The sequence below is a fragment of the Mycobacterium sp. IS-836 genome (assembly GCF_001954275.1).
Taxonomy (GTDB): Bacteria; Actinomycetota; Actinomycetes; order Mycobacteriales; family Mycobacteriaceae; genus Mycobacterium.
Window position 1 is genome coordinate 118924 of the sequence record NZ_MBEU01000009.1, and the last position, 14242, is coordinate 133165.

The 14242-nt window shown below is 67.5% G+C and carries 16 protein-coding genes and 1 pseudogene; 10 read left to right on the top strand and 7 right to left on the bottom strand.

Annotated features, from left to right (window positions below):
• The first annotated feature begins 56 nt into the window (after positions 1 to 56).
• Both A5747_RS03885 and A5747_RS03890 read left to right on the top strand, forming a co-directional pair.
• Positions 57 to 491, top strand: coding sequence for a DUF1707 domain-containing protein (locus A5747_RS03885; protein WP_076122340.1), 435 nt, complete (start codon positions 57 to 59; stop codon positions 489 to 491).
• A gap of 2 nt (positions 492 to 493) precedes the next feature.
• Positions 494 to 1255 carry an SDR family oxidoreductase gene (locus A5747_RS03890; protein ID WP_076122341.1) on the top strand — a complete coding sequence of 254 codons (762 nt, stop codon included), beginning with the start codon at positions 494 to 496 and terminating at the stop codon, positions 1253 to 1255.
• A 20-nt stretch (positions 1256 to 1275) separates the two neighbouring features.
• Here A5747_RS03890 and A5747_RS03895 read toward each other — a convergent pair whose 3' ends face one another.
• From A5747_RS03895 to A5747_RS03915, 5 genes are read right to left on the bottom strand one after another with little or no spacing between them, the layout of a single operon-like run.
• The gene (locus A5747_RS03895; protein WP_083700084.1) at positions 1276 to 1752 is read right to left on the bottom strand and encodes a hypothetical protein; all 477 of its coding nucleotides are present in this window, start codon (positions 1750 to 1752) and stop codon (positions 1276 to 1278) included.
• Positions 1753 to 1762: 10 nt separating this feature from the next.
• A complete protein-coding gene (locus tag A5747_RS03900; protein ID WP_076061065.1) occupies positions 1763 to 2197 on the bottom strand; it encodes a protease inhibitor I42 family protein in 435 nt (144 codons plus the stop codon).
• Positions 2097 to 2627 carry a hypothetical protein gene (locus A5747_RS03905; RefSeq protein ID WP_233147939.1) on the bottom strand — a complete coding sequence of 177 codons (531 nt, stop codon included), beginning with the start codon at positions 2625 to 2627 and terminating at the stop codon, positions 2097 to 2099. The genes A5747_RS03900 and A5747_RS03905 overlap by 101 nt, the downstream gene beginning before the upstream one ends.
• Positions 2624 to 3433 (bottom strand): SDR family oxidoreductase, encoded by an 810-nt coding sequence (locus A5747_RS03910; RefSeq protein ID WP_076122343.1) that lies wholly within the window; start codon positions 3431 to 3433, stop codon positions 2624 to 2626. Before A5747_RS03910 ends, A5747_RS03905 begins: the two co-directional genes overlap by 4 nt.
• Positions 3434 to 3437: 4 nt before the next feature.
• Positions 3438 to 4346, bottom strand: coding sequence for an RNA polymerase sigma-70 factor (locus A5747_RS03915; protein ID WP_076122432.1), 909 nt, complete (start codon positions 4344 to 4346; stop codon positions 3438 to 3440).
• A gap of 49 nt (positions 4347 to 4395) precedes the next feature.
• Between A5747_RS03915 and A5747_RS03920 the strand changes: the two genes are divergently transcribed.
• The 4 genes and pseudogenes from A5747_RS03920 to A5747_RS25345 all read left to right on the top strand — a co-directional run bounded on the left by A5747_RS03920 (position 4396) and on the right by A5747_RS25345 (position 8441).
• Complete coding sequence (locus tag A5747_RS03920; RefSeq protein WP_076122344.1) at positions 4396 to 5445, top strand: DUF5685 family protein; 1050 nt, start codon at positions 4396 to 4398, stop codon at positions 5443 to 5445.
• A gap of 8 nt (positions 5446 to 5453) precedes the next feature.
• Positions 5454 to 6236 carry an enoyl-CoA hydratase/isomerase family protein gene (locus A5747_RS03925; protein WP_076122345.1) on the top strand — a complete coding sequence of 261 codons (783 nt, stop codon included), beginning with the start codon at positions 5454 to 5456 and terminating at the stop codon, positions 6234 to 6236.
• Between the two features lie 158 nt (positions 6237 to 6394).
• Positions 6395 to 7987, top strand: coding sequence for a Na+/H+ antiporter (locus A5747_RS03930; RefSeq protein ID WP_076122346.1), 1593 nt, complete (start codon positions 6395 to 6397; stop codon positions 7985 to 7987).
• A 114-nt stretch (positions 7988 to 8101) separates the two neighbouring features.
• Positions 8102 to 8441, top strand: a pseudogene (locus A5747_RS25345) (hypothetical protein).
• A gap of 7 nt (positions 8442 to 8448) precedes the next feature.
• Here the strand turns inward: A5747_RS25345 and A5747_RS03940 are convergent.
• The gene (locus A5747_RS03940) at positions 8449 to 9069 is read right to left on the bottom strand and encodes a maleylpyruvate isomerase family mycothiol-dependent enzyme (RefSeq protein WP_233147941.1); all 621 of its coding nucleotides are present in this window, start codon (positions 9067 to 9069) and stop codon (positions 8449 to 8451) included.
• 35 nt (positions 9070 to 9104) lie between these two features.
• On the bottom strand, positions 9105 to 10055 hold the full coding sequence (locus A5747_RS03945; RefSeq protein WP_076122348.1) for an LLM class flavin-dependent oxidoreductase: 951 nt from the start codon (positions 10053 to 10055) through the stop codon (positions 9105 to 9107).
• An 84-nt stretch (positions 10056 to 10139) separates the two neighbouring features.
• Here A5747_RS03945 and A5747_RS03950 point away from each other — a divergent pair, with 84 nt between their 5' ends.
• From A5747_RS03950 to A5747_RS03965, 4 genes are all read left to right on the top strand, one after another.
• Positions 10140 to 10922, top strand: a complete 783-nt coding sequence (locus A5747_RS03950; RefSeq protein ID WP_076122349.1) for a helix-turn-helix domain-containing protein — start codon at positions 10140 to 10142, stop codon at positions 10920 to 10922.
• A gap of 96 nt (positions 10923 to 11018) precedes the next feature.
• Entirely contained in the window at positions 11019 to 12125 is a 1107-nt protein-coding gene (locus A5747_RS03955; RefSeq protein WP_076122350.1) for a glycosyltransferase, read from the top strand.
• 13 nt (positions 12126 to 12138) lie between these two features.
• The gene (locus A5747_RS03960; RefSeq protein WP_076122351.1) at positions 12139 to 12987 is read left to right on the top strand and encodes a sulfurtransferase; all 849 of its coding nucleotides are present in this window, start codon (positions 12139 to 12141) and stop codon (positions 12985 to 12987) included.
• A 75-nt stretch (positions 12988 to 13062) separates the two neighbouring features.
• Positions 13063 to 14241 carry an FAD-binding domain gene (locus A5747_RS03965; protein ID WP_076122352.1) on the top strand — a complete coding sequence of 393 codons (1179 nt, stop codon included), beginning with the start codon at positions 13063 to 13065 and terminating at the stop codon, positions 14239 to 14241.
• The last annotated feature ends 1 nt before the right edge of the window (position 14242 follow it).

Here is a 14242-nt window from a genome sequence, read left to right on the forward strand (position 1 = left end):
GACATTAACATTGTCTACTATGTTAATGCTATTCACATCCCCGCAGAGGAGCAGAAATGAGCAAGCAACTGGCGACGATCGAGACCAACCGCGCGGGCGACCGTGACCGGCAGCGGACGGCCGCACGCCTCGGCCAGGCACTCGCGCAGGGCTACCTGGAACTGCACGAATACGACCAGCGCCTGCAGACGGCGTACCAAGCACACACCACCGAAGACCTAAAGCAGCTGCTGACGGACCTTCCCCTCAATCGCATCCGCCGTGCCGACCCTCGCCGCCGCGCCGCCCGCCGGGCGGCAGCCCGCCTCGGGGTGCGCATCCACCTCGCCGCCTTCGTCGCGATGGCCGCCATCGTGCTCACCATCTGGGCAGCGACCGGCGTCGCGTACTTCTGGCCGATCTGGCCCATCTTGGGTGCGGCAATCGGTCTCGTCAGCCACGCCCTGGCCATCCGGCCAGCCGTGAAAACCGCTGGATATCAAGGAGTTTAGAAATGTCAACCGCCGTAATCACCGGGGCCAGCTCAGGACTGGGCGCAATCTTCGCCGACCAACTCGCGAAACGCGGCCATAGCCTGGTGCTCGCCGGAAGGGACGAGCAGAGGCTCAGCGCGGTCGCGCAACATGTCGGTCAACAAGCCGACCTGGTCGTCGGCGACCTCGGCACCAAAGCCGGCGTCGACGCCCTGATCGCCCACCTCGGCGACCGGGACGTCGATGTACTGGTCAACAACGCCGGCTTCGGCACCTACGGCCCATTCGCCGACATCGACACCGAGCGCGAGCACGAATTGGTCGCCGTCAACGTCGACGCACTGGTGCGCCTCACGCACGCGGTGCTCCCCCAAATGCTCAAGCGCGGTCGCGGCGGAGTCCTGAATGTCGCCTCCACCATCGCGTTTCAGCCCGGCCCCTACCAAGCCACCTACGGCGCGTCGAAGGCATTCGTGCTGTCGCTCAGCCAGGCCTTGTGGGCGGAGACCCGAAAATCCGGAGTCACCGTGACGGCGTTGTGCCCTGGCCCAACCCGCACCGGGTTCGTCGACGCGCTCGGATCCGACGTTTCGCACACCGCGATCTATCGACGCCTCGCCGCACCGGAGCCCGTCGTGGCGGCCGGCCTGAAAGCCCTCGACCGAGGCCGGCCCGTCGTCGTACCCGGCTGGCGCAATCGGTTCACGTCCACGTTCAGCCACCTGATGCCCGGCGGGCTCTCGGCGCGCGTCACCGGCCGGATGCTGCGGCCCGCCGAATAACAAACCTATTGCGCCACAATCTACTTCGGACGCACGCCGGCGGCGCGATAGACGAAGGCCGGCTCGACCGGAAAGCGCAACGTCGTGCTCGGCAGCTTCTCCAGCACCTCGTCGGGGATCTTCCTCTTGTAATTGAGCTTCATCATGCCGCTGCACGCGCGATCCACGCCGTGCAACCCGATGTCGATCACCAGCCCTTTGCCGGTGATTGTCGCGGTCGCCGGTCCCATATCGGCGTCCCAACCGCAATCGATGGACCGCAGGTTGGTATCCCCCCGCGCCGGAAAGGTCGCGACCACCCGCGAGTCGCTGAAGGCGAACGCGCCCTTATACCGGGACACCCCGGAGGCCGAAAAGACACCCGGGACATGGCCGCTGAAATGCCGACTCACGCCGACATTCCCCGCAAGGAAAATCAGACCCTCGGCTTCGAGCTGCTCACGCAGGTCCGCGGGCACATTGCTCAACCGCGGCCAGTTGCGAAGGAAACCAAACACAGCCAAATTTCTACCGCACCGTCACCGTCGCGTTGTAAGTGCTCTTCGGCGTCGGGTCGCGGCCCACGAAGCTGGTGTAGTAGGTGGTGATCGTGGTGATCCCGGGCTTCAGCACCGCGAATGTCCAAACTTCGGTTCCGGGCGCCCCCAGCCTGTCGCTGCTCGGCTGGACAAACTCGTGACTGGTTTGCTTCAGGATCGTCGTGTCGCCGATCTTCGTTTCGGCCGTCCACCGATACGGCGTGGTGTAGTTCGAGCCCAACTTCAGTGTCAGTGTGTTGCCGACGGCAACGGTGGCGTTCTGCGTGATGACGCTCTGCTTGAGCACGTCATCCATGGAGACCTCAAGGGTCGTGCTGGTCGGGGGGTTCCTCGACTGGAACGTGCAGCCCACCAACGTCGATATAACGAGAATCGCGACGGTCACCAAGAGCCTGATCTTCACGACAGTCATTTGCTTCCATTATGGCGGCTCGCCTCGGTCGTCCCGCCGTGAGGATCAGCAGGGCAACCGGCAGCAGTACGGCCACGGTGAGCACGATCGTCTGCGCGACCGCGTCGGCCGTCGTGAAGTGCTCCAGGTGGCTGACATGAAAGATCAGGTGCGGGACCGCGAACAGCACGTACGCACCCAGCGCGACCCGGACCATGCGGCGCTCCATCGTTATTGCGGCGACGACGAATACGAGCGCCAGTGAGAGATTCATCGCGCCGTAGTCGCGCATCAGGTGTTCGGAGAACGGTGGCACGAGGGTCACCCAGGGCACGTGATCGTAGAACGCTCGGGGGGCCAGCGTCGCGACGAGTCCGACGGCGAGCGCCACGAATGTGAGAAACCACACTCCGGCGCGAAGCACGGCCTGCCGGGCATTCACCTCGACCCCTTGAGCCGAGGGCGCGGCAGGTAGGCGCGGATGGCGCCGCGGTACGGCCGTTGACCCGCGTCGACCTGTTCGCGAAGGTACTGCTCGAAGGTGATCGTGCCGTCGGCGTGTTCCGGGGTCATCAGCCCGCCGGCGCCGATCCCGCGAAAGACCTTGCCGGGCAACCGGATCGGGACGATTGGCCGGCGCTTTCCGACGATCGTCAGGTAGCTGCGGGCGAGATCGTCCAGCGCACGCGGCTGCGGCCCGCCGAAATCCGGTGCACGCCCGACGGGCTCGCCGAGCGCCAGTTGGGCCAACCGCGCGCCCACGTCGCGCACGTCGACCGGTTGGAACCTCAAGCCCGCCGGCAGCGCCATCACCGGCGGCTTCGCGAGGATCCGCAAAAGGAACGCGATCAGATCGTGAAACTGGGTGGCCCGCATCACCGTCCACGGCAGGCCCGACTCGGCGATCGTGCGTTCATTGGCGAGCACGGCGCGGTAGAAGGCGAATGGAATGCGGTCGATTCCGACGATGGAGACGAACACCAGATGCGGTGAGCCGGCTCGTTTCGCCGCCGCGACCAGGCGCTCGCTGGGAAAGACGCAATGCACGATCGTGTCGATGCCGTCCAGCGCCGCGTCCAAGCCGTCGCCGGTTTGCACGTCGCCGACGACGTGCTGAACGTCGGTGGATTGCTGCGGGCGCCGTCCCCGGCTCAGCACGCGGACGTCCTTGCCCGCGGCCACAAGTTGTTCGACGACGATGCGCCCGACGGTGCCCGTGCCGCCGGTTACCAGTACTCGATTAGCCATACCCTTATGAACCGGGCAGCCCGGCCGGACGTGACAACTGCTCGGCAATAAATCTCAGCTTGTCCGGATTGGCCACCACACGCAGCGCCGCTATCCGCTGGCCGCTGATCTCGAAGTACAGGACGGCGGCCAACGTCTCGCCGTCGAATGCCAGCACTGCCGGCTCGCCATTGACGTCGGCGACATCCAGACGCAGACCGAGCTCAGGCATGTTCCTGCCGAACGCGCCCGCCACGTAGCGGGACACCCGGTCGCGGCCCAGGATCGTGCGCCGCGCGGCGCCCACCTTGCCGCCTCCGTCGGCGGTGGACGTCGCATCGGCGGTCAGGATTTCGACGAGTCCGCCCACGTCGCCGGCGCCGGCCGCGGTGAAGAATCGATCGACCAGCGACCGCCACTGCGCCCGGTCCGGCTGGAATCGCTGCCGGGATTCACCCAGCCGTTCCCTCGCGCGCCGGTAGAGCTGCCGGACGTTGATCTCCGACAGTTGCAGGATCTCGGCGATCTCGAAGTGGCTGTACGCGAACGCCTCTCGGAGCACGAACGCCGCGCGCTCGTTGGGTTTGAGGCGTTCCATCAAGCTCAGCAGCGCGATCGACACCGACTCGCGCTGCTCGGCGGTTTCCTGCGGGCCGAGTGCCCGGTCGTCGGTGAGGACCGGCTCCGGAAGCCACGGGCCGGGATACACCTCGCGACGAGCGCGCGCCGACGTGAGCCGGTTGAGGCACAGGTTCGTGACGACCTTGGTCAGCCACGCCGGCAGCGATTCGATGTGGGCCGGGTCGGCGGCGTGGAGGCGCAGGTATGCATCCTGCACCGCGTCTTCCGCTTCGCTCGCCGACCCGAGCAGTCGATACGCCAACCAGAACAGGCGCGAGCGCTGAGCCTCGAAATCCGCCACGAGCTCGCTCACCCTGCCCAGCCTGCCACCCTGCGAGCCCGAGGTCAGGTAGCTTCTGTCCATGTTTGGCATCATCCGGCCCTGCCGTCACCGGCTCGGCGACGAGCTCGCGGCCGCGTGGACGGCCCAATTGTGCGGATTGTGTCTGGCCCTGCGCGACGACTACGGCCAGGTCGCGCGGGTCGCCACCAACTATGACGGCCTGGTGGTCTCGCTGCTCGTCGAGGCGCAGTCCGCCGGCGAGCCGACCCGCCGCAAAGCCGGGCGGTGCCCGCTGCGCGGGCTGCGGCGCGCCGACGTTGCCACGGGTGAGTGTGTGCGGCTGGCCGCGGTGGTGTCGCTGGCGCTGGCCGCCGCTCGGGTTCGCGATCATGTCGACGACCGCGACGGCGTGGTCGGCGCGGTCGGGGTGCGGCCGGCCGCGCGTCGCGTGGCCGAGCGGTGGGTGCGTCAGGGCACCGAGGCCGGTCACAACCTGGGCTTCGATACCGGCGTGCTCGTCGCCGCGATGGACCGGCAGGCCGAGCTCGAGGCCACGGCGGGGCCGGGCAGCTCGCTGCTCGCGGTGACCGAGCCCACCGAGACCGCGGTCGCCGAAGCGTTCGCGCACACCGCCGTGCTGGCGGGCCGCCCGGCCAACCAGGCGCCCCTGCGCGAGATCGGCCGGCTGTTCGGGCGAGTGGCGCACCTGCTCGACGCGGTCGAGGACTACCGCGACGACCTGGCGCGCGGCAAGTGGAATCCGTTGGCCGCCACCGAAACTCCTCTGACGGAGGCGCGCGCGCTATGCGACGACGCGGTGCTCGGCATCGAATTGGCGCTTGCCGACGTGGAGTTCAGCGACGGGCGCCTGGCCCATCGCTTGTTGACGCGCGAGGTGCGCCGTGCGGTCTCCCGCACCTTCACCGGCGCCGGTTACCGGGCGCAAAGCGGAACGCCGCACGGCCAGCAGGAACCGATCAACTTCGGTCCCGGCAATCCCGCCGGCCCAGAGGGCGAAGAGCCCGGCGCAGTGGCCAAGCGCCGCGGCGGCGGCGACGGAACCGGTTGCATCTTCTGCTGCGATGGCTGCGACTGTTGTTGCGACTGCGGCGATTGCTGCGACTGCTGAGCCGGGCCATGACTACCTACGACACGCTCACGTTCGCGCAGGACGGACCCGTCACCCGAATTGTGCTCAACCGGCCGGACGCAGCCAACGGCATCGACGACACGCTGGCGCGTGAGTTGGTCGACGCGGCAGCGCGATGCGACGTCCCCGAGACGAAGGTGGTCGTGCTTAGCGGCGCGGGACGGTTCTTCTGCGCCGGCGGCGACTTGAAGGCGATGGCCGCCTCGCCGCTCGGTCCCGGCCGATTCGTCAAACGCCTTGCCGACGACCTGCACCGGGCGATCTCGACGTTCGCGCGGATGGGCGCGGTCCTGATCATCGCGGTCAACGGCGTCGCGGCAGGGGCGGGATTCAGCCTCGCGATGATCGGCGATCTGGTGCTGGCCGCCGAGTCCGCGTCGTTCACCATGGCCTACACCAAGGCGGGGCTCAGCCCCGATGGCAGCTCGTCCTACTATCTGCCGCGGCTGATCGGCGTCCGCCGCACCCAGGAGCTGATGCTGACCAACCGGCGGCTCTCGTCCCAGGAGGCGGCGCAGTGGGGATTGGTGACCGAAGTCGTGCCCGACGACGGTCTGGACGCCCGCGTCGACTCGCTGGTCGCTGAAATGGCCGGCGCCGCAAAAGCTTCCAGCTCGGCGGTGAAGAAACTACTGCTCACGAGTTTCGGTAATGGGCTCGAGGAGCAAATGGAGATCGAAGGCCGGATCATCGCGGCATGCGCCGACGGTCCCGACGGCCGCGAGGGCATCGACGCGTTCGTAAACAAGCGGGCGCCGAAGTTCGCCTGAGTCAGTCGGTCTGCGGGCACCCACATGACTCTCGAATCTGATAGCGCATGCGCTATCGCGTTTGAAATTCACCTGCCCCTTCCCTGACGATGCCCGTGGGGCGGGTGTGACTCAAACCCCAAGCGGCGCAGGCCGAGCGCGTCCGGCAGGATGGGCTGGTGTTTGGCCTTGAACTCGTCGTCGCGCTCGTGTCGACCGTCATCGTGGGGACGGTCATCGGCCGGCGGTATCGCGTGGGCCCGCCGGTGCTCCTCATCTTGCTCGGCGCACTGATGGGTCTGATCCCGCATTTCGGTCATGTGCATGTCGACGGCGAGGTCGTGCTGCTGCTGTTCCTGCCCGGGATCCTCTACTGGGAAGGCATCAACACCAGCTTTCGCGAGATCCGGGCGAACGCGCGCATCATCGTCATCCTCAGCGTCGCCCTGGTGATCGCGACGGCGGCCGCCGTGTCGTGGACCGCGCGCTCGCTGGGCATGGACCCGCATGCGGCCGGCGTCCTGGGTGCGGTGCTGTCCCCCACCGACGCCGCCGCGGTGGCCGGCCTCGCCAAAAAGCTGCCGCGCCGCCAGCTGACCGTGCTGAAGGCCGAGAGCCTCATCAACGACGGCACCGCGCTGGTACTGTTCGCCGTCAGCGTCCAGGTCGCGATCGGCGGATCGGCGATCAGCCCACTGCAAGTGACCGGCCGGTTCATCCTGTCCTACGTCGGCGGCATCGCCGCCGGGCTGCTAGTCGGCGGCGCGGCCACCCTCATCCGCAAACGAATCGACGCGCCGCAGGAGGAGGGCGCCCTGAGTCTGCTGACACCGTTCGCGGCGTTCCTGTTGGCTCAAGCCTTCGACTGCAGCGGTGTGGTCGCGGTCATGGTGTCCGCCCTGGTGCTCGCGTACGCCGGGCCGCTGGTGATCCGCGCCCGCTCCCGCCTGACGGCCTATGGGTTTTGGGACATCGCGACATTCCTGCTCAACGGCTCGTTATGGGTGTTCGTTGGGGTGCAGATCCCGGGCGCGTTGCGCGGCATCGCGGGCGTCGATGGCGGATTTCGCCACGCCTTGTATCTCGCTCTCGCCATCACCGGGGTGGTCATCGTGTCCCGGATCGTGTGGGGCGAGGTCACCACTCTTCTCATTCGCCTCATCGACCGCCGCGAGTTGCAACGCACCCGTCGCGTCAACTGGCGCCAGCGCTTCCTCACGGCGTGGGCCGGATTCCGCGGGGCCGTGTCGCTGGCCGCGGCGGTGGCCGTCCCGGCGACCACGCTCAGCGGCGCGCCGTTCCCGGACCGCAGCCTGCTGATCTTCATCGTGGTCGTCGTCATCCTGGTGACCGTCCTGGTCCAGGGAACCACGCTGCCGGCCGTGGTCCGCTGGGCGAAGATCCCCGACGACGCCACCTACGTCCAAGAATTGGACCTGGCCCGCACCCGCGGCGTACAAGCGGCCCTCGACGCGCTGCCGACGGTCGCCGACGAAGTCGGCATCAGCGACGACCTACGACGGCGCCTGCAGAAGGAATACGAGGAGAAGGCCGCGCTCGCCCAGGCCACCGAGGACGGTTCGGCGAATAGCCGCCTGCTCAAGGGCAAGGAGAAGGTCCGCCGGGTGCGACTCGGCGTGCTCGAACACAAGCGCCGCGAAATCACCGCGCTTCGCAACCAAAAAGTCATCGACGACATCGTCCTGCGCGAGTTGCAGAACGAGATGGATCTAGAGGAAGTGCAGCTGCTCAACGCCGCCGACGACGAGTGAGTCCTGTGTACGTCACACGCGCCTCACGAATCTCGCCGGAAAGGTGGCACCCTTTGTGCCCGCCTCATAGCGACAACTTGAGTACTTGTCATACCGGCACGCGATCGTTCGGGTATGGAGCTCCACGGAATCGAATTGCGTTACGTGCTCACGTGGCACCTTGCCCACAATGGACGAACGACCATCGCCGAAATGATCGATGCGCTCAATCGGCAGGGCTTCCGCGTCCGCGGCAGGGCATCAAAGGCCATTTCCGATGCCTTGCGTTGGGAGACCGCACGCGACAGAGCGCGCCGAATCGGACGAGGCCGGTACGGGCCTGGGTATATCCCGCGCTCGACCGAACACAGAATCCACCAACGCGTGCTGGCGCTGCGGGAGGCAGCGAAATTGTCGCTGTGAGGCGGGCACAACGGGCATCCCTTCCCGCGGGAGGCCAAAGTGGTGGATGTGACTAGGCCTCAGCGGTAGATATTCACGCAGGCGGGCAACCGTAGGCGCGTTGGATCGCTTCGGCCGGTGGCGGCGAGCAGAAAATCGTGTGGCCCCATGCCGGTTTGCCGCTCGAAGCGCTCGCTCGAGATGCCCAACAGCCGCTCGATGGCCGGGTTCGCGACCGCGCCGTCATCGCGCTGCAGTGCGCCGAGCACGAAGTCGAGGCTCCTCTGCAGCCCGGGCCCGGCATCGAACGGCAGCCCCAGCGCGGCGCGAATGTCGTCGCCGTGGAGATAGGCGTCGTTCAGCAGCGCGTGCATGCCCTGCCCAAGCGTGAGCCCGCGCACCTGAATAGGCGCCGACCAGGCCGCGTCGTCGAACACCTCCGCAAGGCGCGCAAGTGAATCCATTGCGCTCCGCAGTCGCCCCGCGAGCGCCTCAGGCGATTCGCCGCGCAGGGCCGCGGCTTGGTCGTCGGGCGTGCGACTGCCGATGGTGCCGCCGACCGTGTCGAGCGCCTGGCCCACCACGTGGCCGGCGACGTCGCGCACCTGCCACCCCGCGCAGCGGGTGACCCGAGCCCAGTCCGAAACATCCAGTGCGCCAATCAGTTCGGCGAATGAACGATATTCGTCGAGTAAGCCCATCATGGTCTGGTCGCGATCGGGCCCTGGCCGCATGATCATCGCAGCGCCACCGTTACGCTGCGCAGCCGGTGCAGCTGCTCGATGAACCCATCGGGGCCGAGTACACCTATCCGGCAGACCAGATGCCGCGCGCCCGCGTCGACGAAGCTTGCCAGCCGGGCGGTCACGGCGTCGGGTGTCCCGGCCGCGAACGTCTGGATCTGCTCGACAACGTCGATGCCGAATCCATATGTCTGGGTTGCGAAGTGATCCAAGGCAGCTCGCCCTCCGTCGGCATCGTCCGTCAACAGCACGGTGACGAACAACGCCGGGGTGACGGCATCGGCGCCGCGGCCCGCACCTTGGGCGGCGGCGCACACCTCCAGCAGACCCGACCGATAGCCCTGCGGCGTCGGGGGATACGGGAGCCACCCGTCGTACAAGCGGCCGGCTCGAGCCCGGGCGCCGGCGGTGTCCGCGGCCAGCCACACCGGTGGACCGGACGCGTTGAAGGGAGTGATGCCGGCCGGGATGTCGTCGAGATGCAGCACCGCGCCGTGAAAAGAGCTGGGCTCCTTGGAGTTCCAGAGCTGGCGCCACAACGCAACGGTGTCGTCGAGGCGCGCAAACCTTCGGGCCCATGGCACCTCCGACGCGGCGTATTCCACCTCGGACAGTCCCGGGAAGCCCGCGCCCACCGCCACCGCCAACCGCCCACCCGACAGCCGGTCAATCGAAGCCAGCACCTGCGCGGTCTGCACCGGCCGCCGCAGCACCGGCTGTAACGCAGCGGTGCCCAGAATGATCCGGTCGGTGACGGCGGCCGTTGCCGAGAGAAACGTCAGCGCCTCGATGCGGGGCCGCACCAACGAGTCGTTGGCCCATAGCGAGTCGAACCCCAGCTCTTCGACGGCGCGGGCGAAGTCGAGGAGTCCACGCAGATCGGTACCGGCCCAGGGCTCGGCGGCGAGCGGCGGCATGACACCAATGCAGACTGGCTGATCCATATCGCGATCGTGTCGCCGGGAGTGGTGCACGGCAATTCCCTGCAAGGAATAGCGTCCAGCGCGGCAAATGAGTTGACTGTTGGCATGTCCGTTTCGGCGCCGGAAGACTTCGGCGCGGTCCTGCGCGAATGGCGCAATCGGCGCCGGCTCAGCCAGATCGACCTGGCCATCCAGGCCGGCACCACACAGCGGCACCTGAGCTTCCTGGAGCAGGGGCGATCAGTGCCGGGTCGCGAAATCGTCAGTAGGTTGGCGGACTCGCTGCAACTGACGCTGCGACAGCGCAACGCGCTGCTCTCGGCGGCGGGATTCGCGCCGGCGCACCCCGAGTCGCCGCCGGACGCGCCGCTGCTGGAACCCGTGCGGGAGGCGCTGCAGCACGTCCTCGACGGCCACCTCCCGTATCCGGCGATGGTCATGGACGGCTTCGGCGAACTGGTCGCCGCGAATAGCGCCTTTGGACTACTGACCGACGGGGTGTCGGAGTCGCTGCTGGAACCACCGATCAATGTGTTGCGCGTCGCGTTGCATCCGGAGGGCATGGCGGCGCGCATCGTGAATCTCGATGATTGGCGCCGACACATCCTGCATGGTCTGCGTGAGCGTGGCCCGCACCCACGGCTCGATGCGCTCATCGAGGAACTAGAGGCGTACGGGCTGCCGGCGCCGGGCGGCAAGCCGATCGAATCGCTGGGCTTCGCCGTGCCGCTGCACCTGCGCTCCCCCGACGGCGACGTGCGGCTGGTGGCAACGATTTCGACGTTCGTCACGGCACTCGACGTCACCATCGCGGAGCTGCGGCTGGAGGCGTTCCTGCCCGCCGACCGCGAAACCGCAGCGATTCTCGCCAGTCGCCATGCCGAGTGAGACGAGCAGGCCTTCCGTCGACGAATTCACCGACTGTTCAGGCACCCGTCGGTTCCACATCGTTGAGTGCACAGGCGCGGCGGGTGTCCTCACGGTATGCGTGTTGTACAGGTCGCCAACTTTTATGGCCCACGCTCCGGCGGCCTTCGCACCGCGGTGGACCGGCTCGGCGCCGAATACTGCGCCACGGGACACGAGGTGTTTCTGATCGTCCCCGGTCCGCACACCGAGCACACCGAGTTGCGGACGGGAGTTGTACGAATCACCTTGCCCGCCAGGCTGATTCCGTTTACCGGCGGCTACCGCGCGGTGATGCCGTGGCCGGTCAAGGCGCTGGTGGAGTCGCTGAAACCCGACGCGCTGGAGGTCTCCGACCGTCTGACGCTGCGATCACTGGGACCGTGGGGCCGCGAATTCGGCGTCAAGACGGTGATGATCTCGCACGAGCGCCTGGATCGCCTTGTGGGACAGATACTTCCGCGTCGGGCCGCGGAGAAGTTCGCGGACTTCGCCAACAGGCGCACCGCCGCCAACTACGACACCGTGGTGTGCACCACGGGTTTCGCTCGCGAGGAATTCGATCGCATCGGGGCGACAAACACCGTCACCGTCCCGCTGGGCGTGGACCTGCACACCTTCCACCCGCGGCGGCACTCGTACCTGGTGCGGCGGCGATGGGCCACACCGGAACAGATCCTGCTGGTGCACTGCGGCCGGCTGTCGGTGGAAAAACGCGTCGACCGCAGCATCGACGCGCTCGGCGCCCTGTGCCATGCCGGCGTCGATGCCCGGCTGGTCGTCGTGGGCGAGGGCCCGTTGCGGGCCAGGCTGCAGCGGCAGGCCGCCCGTCTTCCGATCGACTTCACCGGTTTCATCAACGACCGCCACACCGTTGCGGGGTTGCTCGCCACGGCCGACGTGACGCTGGCACCCGGGCCGCACGAAACCTTCGGGCTCGCCGCGCTGGAATCGCTGGCGTGCGGGACGCCCGCCGTCGTCTCGCGCACGTCGGCGCTGACCGAGATCGTCACGCCCGACAGCGGCGCGCTGGCCGACAACGACCCCTTCGCCATCGCGACAGCCGTCGGCGCCATCGTCAGCCGACCCGAGCGGCACCGCCGCAGTTCCGCGCGGCGCCGCGCGGAGAACTTCACCTGGCAGCGCGCGGCGGCGGGCATGCTGGCATCGCTGGGAACCGCCTAGTTACGCTCGATCGGTGCAACCGCGCGACCGGGTCCTGATCACGGTCACGGAGCTGGCCGACATCATCGCCGCGGGCGATCCGCTCACCGTCCTGGATGTGCGGTGGCGGCTCGACGAGCCCGACGGGCGAACGGCCTACCTGGAGGGCCACATCCCGGGCGCGGTGTACGTGTCACTCGAGGACGAGCTCAGCGATCACAGCGTCGCCGGCCGCGGACGACATCCCCTCCCGTCGGGACGCGATCTGGAGGCCGCCGCGCGCCGCTGGGGTATTCGGACCGACGCGACGGTCGTGGTCTATGACGACTGGAATCGTGCCGGCTCCGCGCGGGCATGGTGGGTGTTGACCGCGGCGGGACTGCCGAACGTAAGGATTCTGGACGGCGGCCTGCCGGCATGGCGGTCCGCCGGGCATGGTCTTGAGTCAGGTCTCGTCGACCCACGACCGGGGAATGTGACTGTGCCGCACGACGATTTGTATGCCGGGGGTCGGCCGACGTTGACCGCCGAGCAGTCTGTAGCGGTGACACTGCTCGACGCCCGCGCGCCGGAACGCTTCCGCGGCGACGTCGAACCCCTCGACCCCGTCGCCGGTCACATCCCCGGCGCGAAGAACCTGCCGAGCACCGCGGTGCTGGCCCCCGACGGCACGTTTGTCGGCGATCGTGCGCTCGCGCAATCGCTTTCCGACCGCGGCATCTCCGATGACGGCCCGCTGGGTGCCTACTGCGGCTCGGGGGTTACCGCCAGTGTCGTGATCGCCGCGCTCGCGGCAACCGGCCGCGAGGCGTCGCTGTTCCCCGGGTCATGGTCCGAATGGTGTTCGGTCCCAAGCCGCCCGGTCAGCCGCGGTTCCGAATAGTCCCGTTTATTTCCTAGTGCAACTATTGCATAGTGCTATAGTAGTAAGCGTCCCTGCTGGCTGGAAGGGGTACGCATGAAGGTCGCCATCGTCGGCGCAGGCATCGCCGGCCCAACGCTCGCCTACTGGTTGTGGCGCTATGGCCACGAGCCGACGCTGATCGAAAAGGCCCCGCGGCTCCGCACCGGCGGTTATGTCGTGGACTTTTGGGGCGGCGGATACTCCGTCGCCGAACGCATGGGACTCACCGCCGAATTGCACGAGGCGGGGTACGCCGTCGAGGAAGTGCGGCTGGTGGACCGGCACTCGCGGAGGGTGGGCGGCTTTTCGGCGGATCTCTTCCGGCGGAACCTCGATGGCCGGTTCGTCAGTGTGCCGCGCGGCGATCTGGCGGCCATGATCTATCGCGCGATCGGCGACGATGTCGAAACCCTGTTCGGCACAAGCGTTTCGGCCATCACACAAGACGGCGCAGGCGTCCAGGTCACACTCGACGATGGCCAGTCACGATGTTTTGACTTGGTCGTTGGCGCCGGCGGCATCCATTCGCCCGTGCGCGGTTTGGTATTCGGCCCGCAATCCAGATTCGAGACCGACCTCGGCTACCGAGTGGCGGCCTTCGAAGCCGATGCCTATCGGCCGCGCGACGAACTCGTCTACCTCGCGTTCAGCTCGCCCGGACGCATGATCGCGCGCTTTACGATGCGCGACGAAAAGACCTTGTTTCTCTTCGTTTTCAGCACCGAGCACATGAACGGTCCCGACCCACAAGGCTTGCCGGAGGTCAAGGCCGCGCTCGATCGGGTCTTCGGCGACGCGGGCTGGGAATGCCCCGAAATCCTACGCGAACTCGACGATGCCTCCGAGGTGTACTTCGACCGCACGAGCCAAATCGTCATGGACCACTGGTCGAAGGGACGGGTAGCGCTCATCGGTGACGCCGCGGCCGCGGTCTCCCTGCTGGCGGGCGAGGGAGCGGGACTGGCGATGGTGCAGGCCTACGTGCTGGCCGGCGAACTCAGCCGTGCCGACCACCCCGAAGCGTTTCGCCGCTACGAACGCCAGCTGCGGCCGATCGTCGAGTCCAGGCAGCGCTCGGCGCGCGGATTCGCCTCCATGTTCGCGCCAAAGACGTCGCTCGGCGTGTGGACTCGCAATCGGGCGTCCAAACTGCTGAACATCCCGCAGCTGGCCGACTGGGTCATCGGGCGTGAATTCCGCGACGACATCGCTTTACCCGCGTATGTCGCGTAGG

What these genes read in the sequence shown, in the direction of transcription:
- A5747_RS03955 (WP_076122350.1), top strand. Translation starts at nt 11,019, where the DNA reads ATGCGTGTTGTACAGGTCGCCAACTTTTATGGCCCACGCTCCGGCGGC.
- A5747_RS03910 (WP_076122343.1), bottom strand. Translation starts at nt 3,433, where the DNA reads ATGGCTAATCGAGTACTGGTAACCGGCGGCACGGGCACCGTCGGGCGC.
- A5747_RS03925 (WP_076122345.1), top strand. Translation starts at nt 5,454, where the DNA reads ATGACTACCTACGACACGCTCACGTTCGCGCAGGACGGACCCGTCACC.
- A5747_RS03885 (WP_076122340.1), top strand. Translation starts at nt 57, where the DNA reads ATGAGCAAGCAACTGGCGACGATCGAGACCAACCGCGCGGGCGACCGT.
- A5747_RS03940 (WP_233147941.1), bottom strand. Translation starts at nt 9,069, where the DNA reads ATGGGCTTACTCGACGAATATCGTTCATTCGCCGAACTGATTGGCGCA.
- A5747_RS03890 (WP_076122341.1), top strand. Translation starts at nt 494, where the DNA reads ATGTCAACCGCCGTAATCACCGGGGCCAGCTCAGGACTGGGCGCAATC.
- A5747_RS03945 (WP_076122348.1), bottom strand. Translation starts at nt 10,055, where the DNA reads ATGGATCAGCCAGTCTGCATTGGTGTCATGCCGCCGCTCGCCGCCGAG.
- A5747_RS03920 (WP_076122344.1), top strand. Translation starts at nt 4,396, where the DNA reads ATGTTTGGCATCATCCGGCCCTGCCGTCACCGGCTCGGCGACGAGCTC.
- A5747_RS03965 (WP_076122352.1), top strand. Translation starts at nt 13,063, where the DNA reads ATGAAGGTCGCCATCGTCGGCGCAGGCATCGCCGGCCCAACGCTCGCC.
- A5747_RS03950 (WP_076122349.1), top strand. Translation starts at nt 10,140, where the DNA reads ATGTCCGTTTCGGCGCCGGAAGACTTCGGCGCGGTCCTGCGCGAATGG.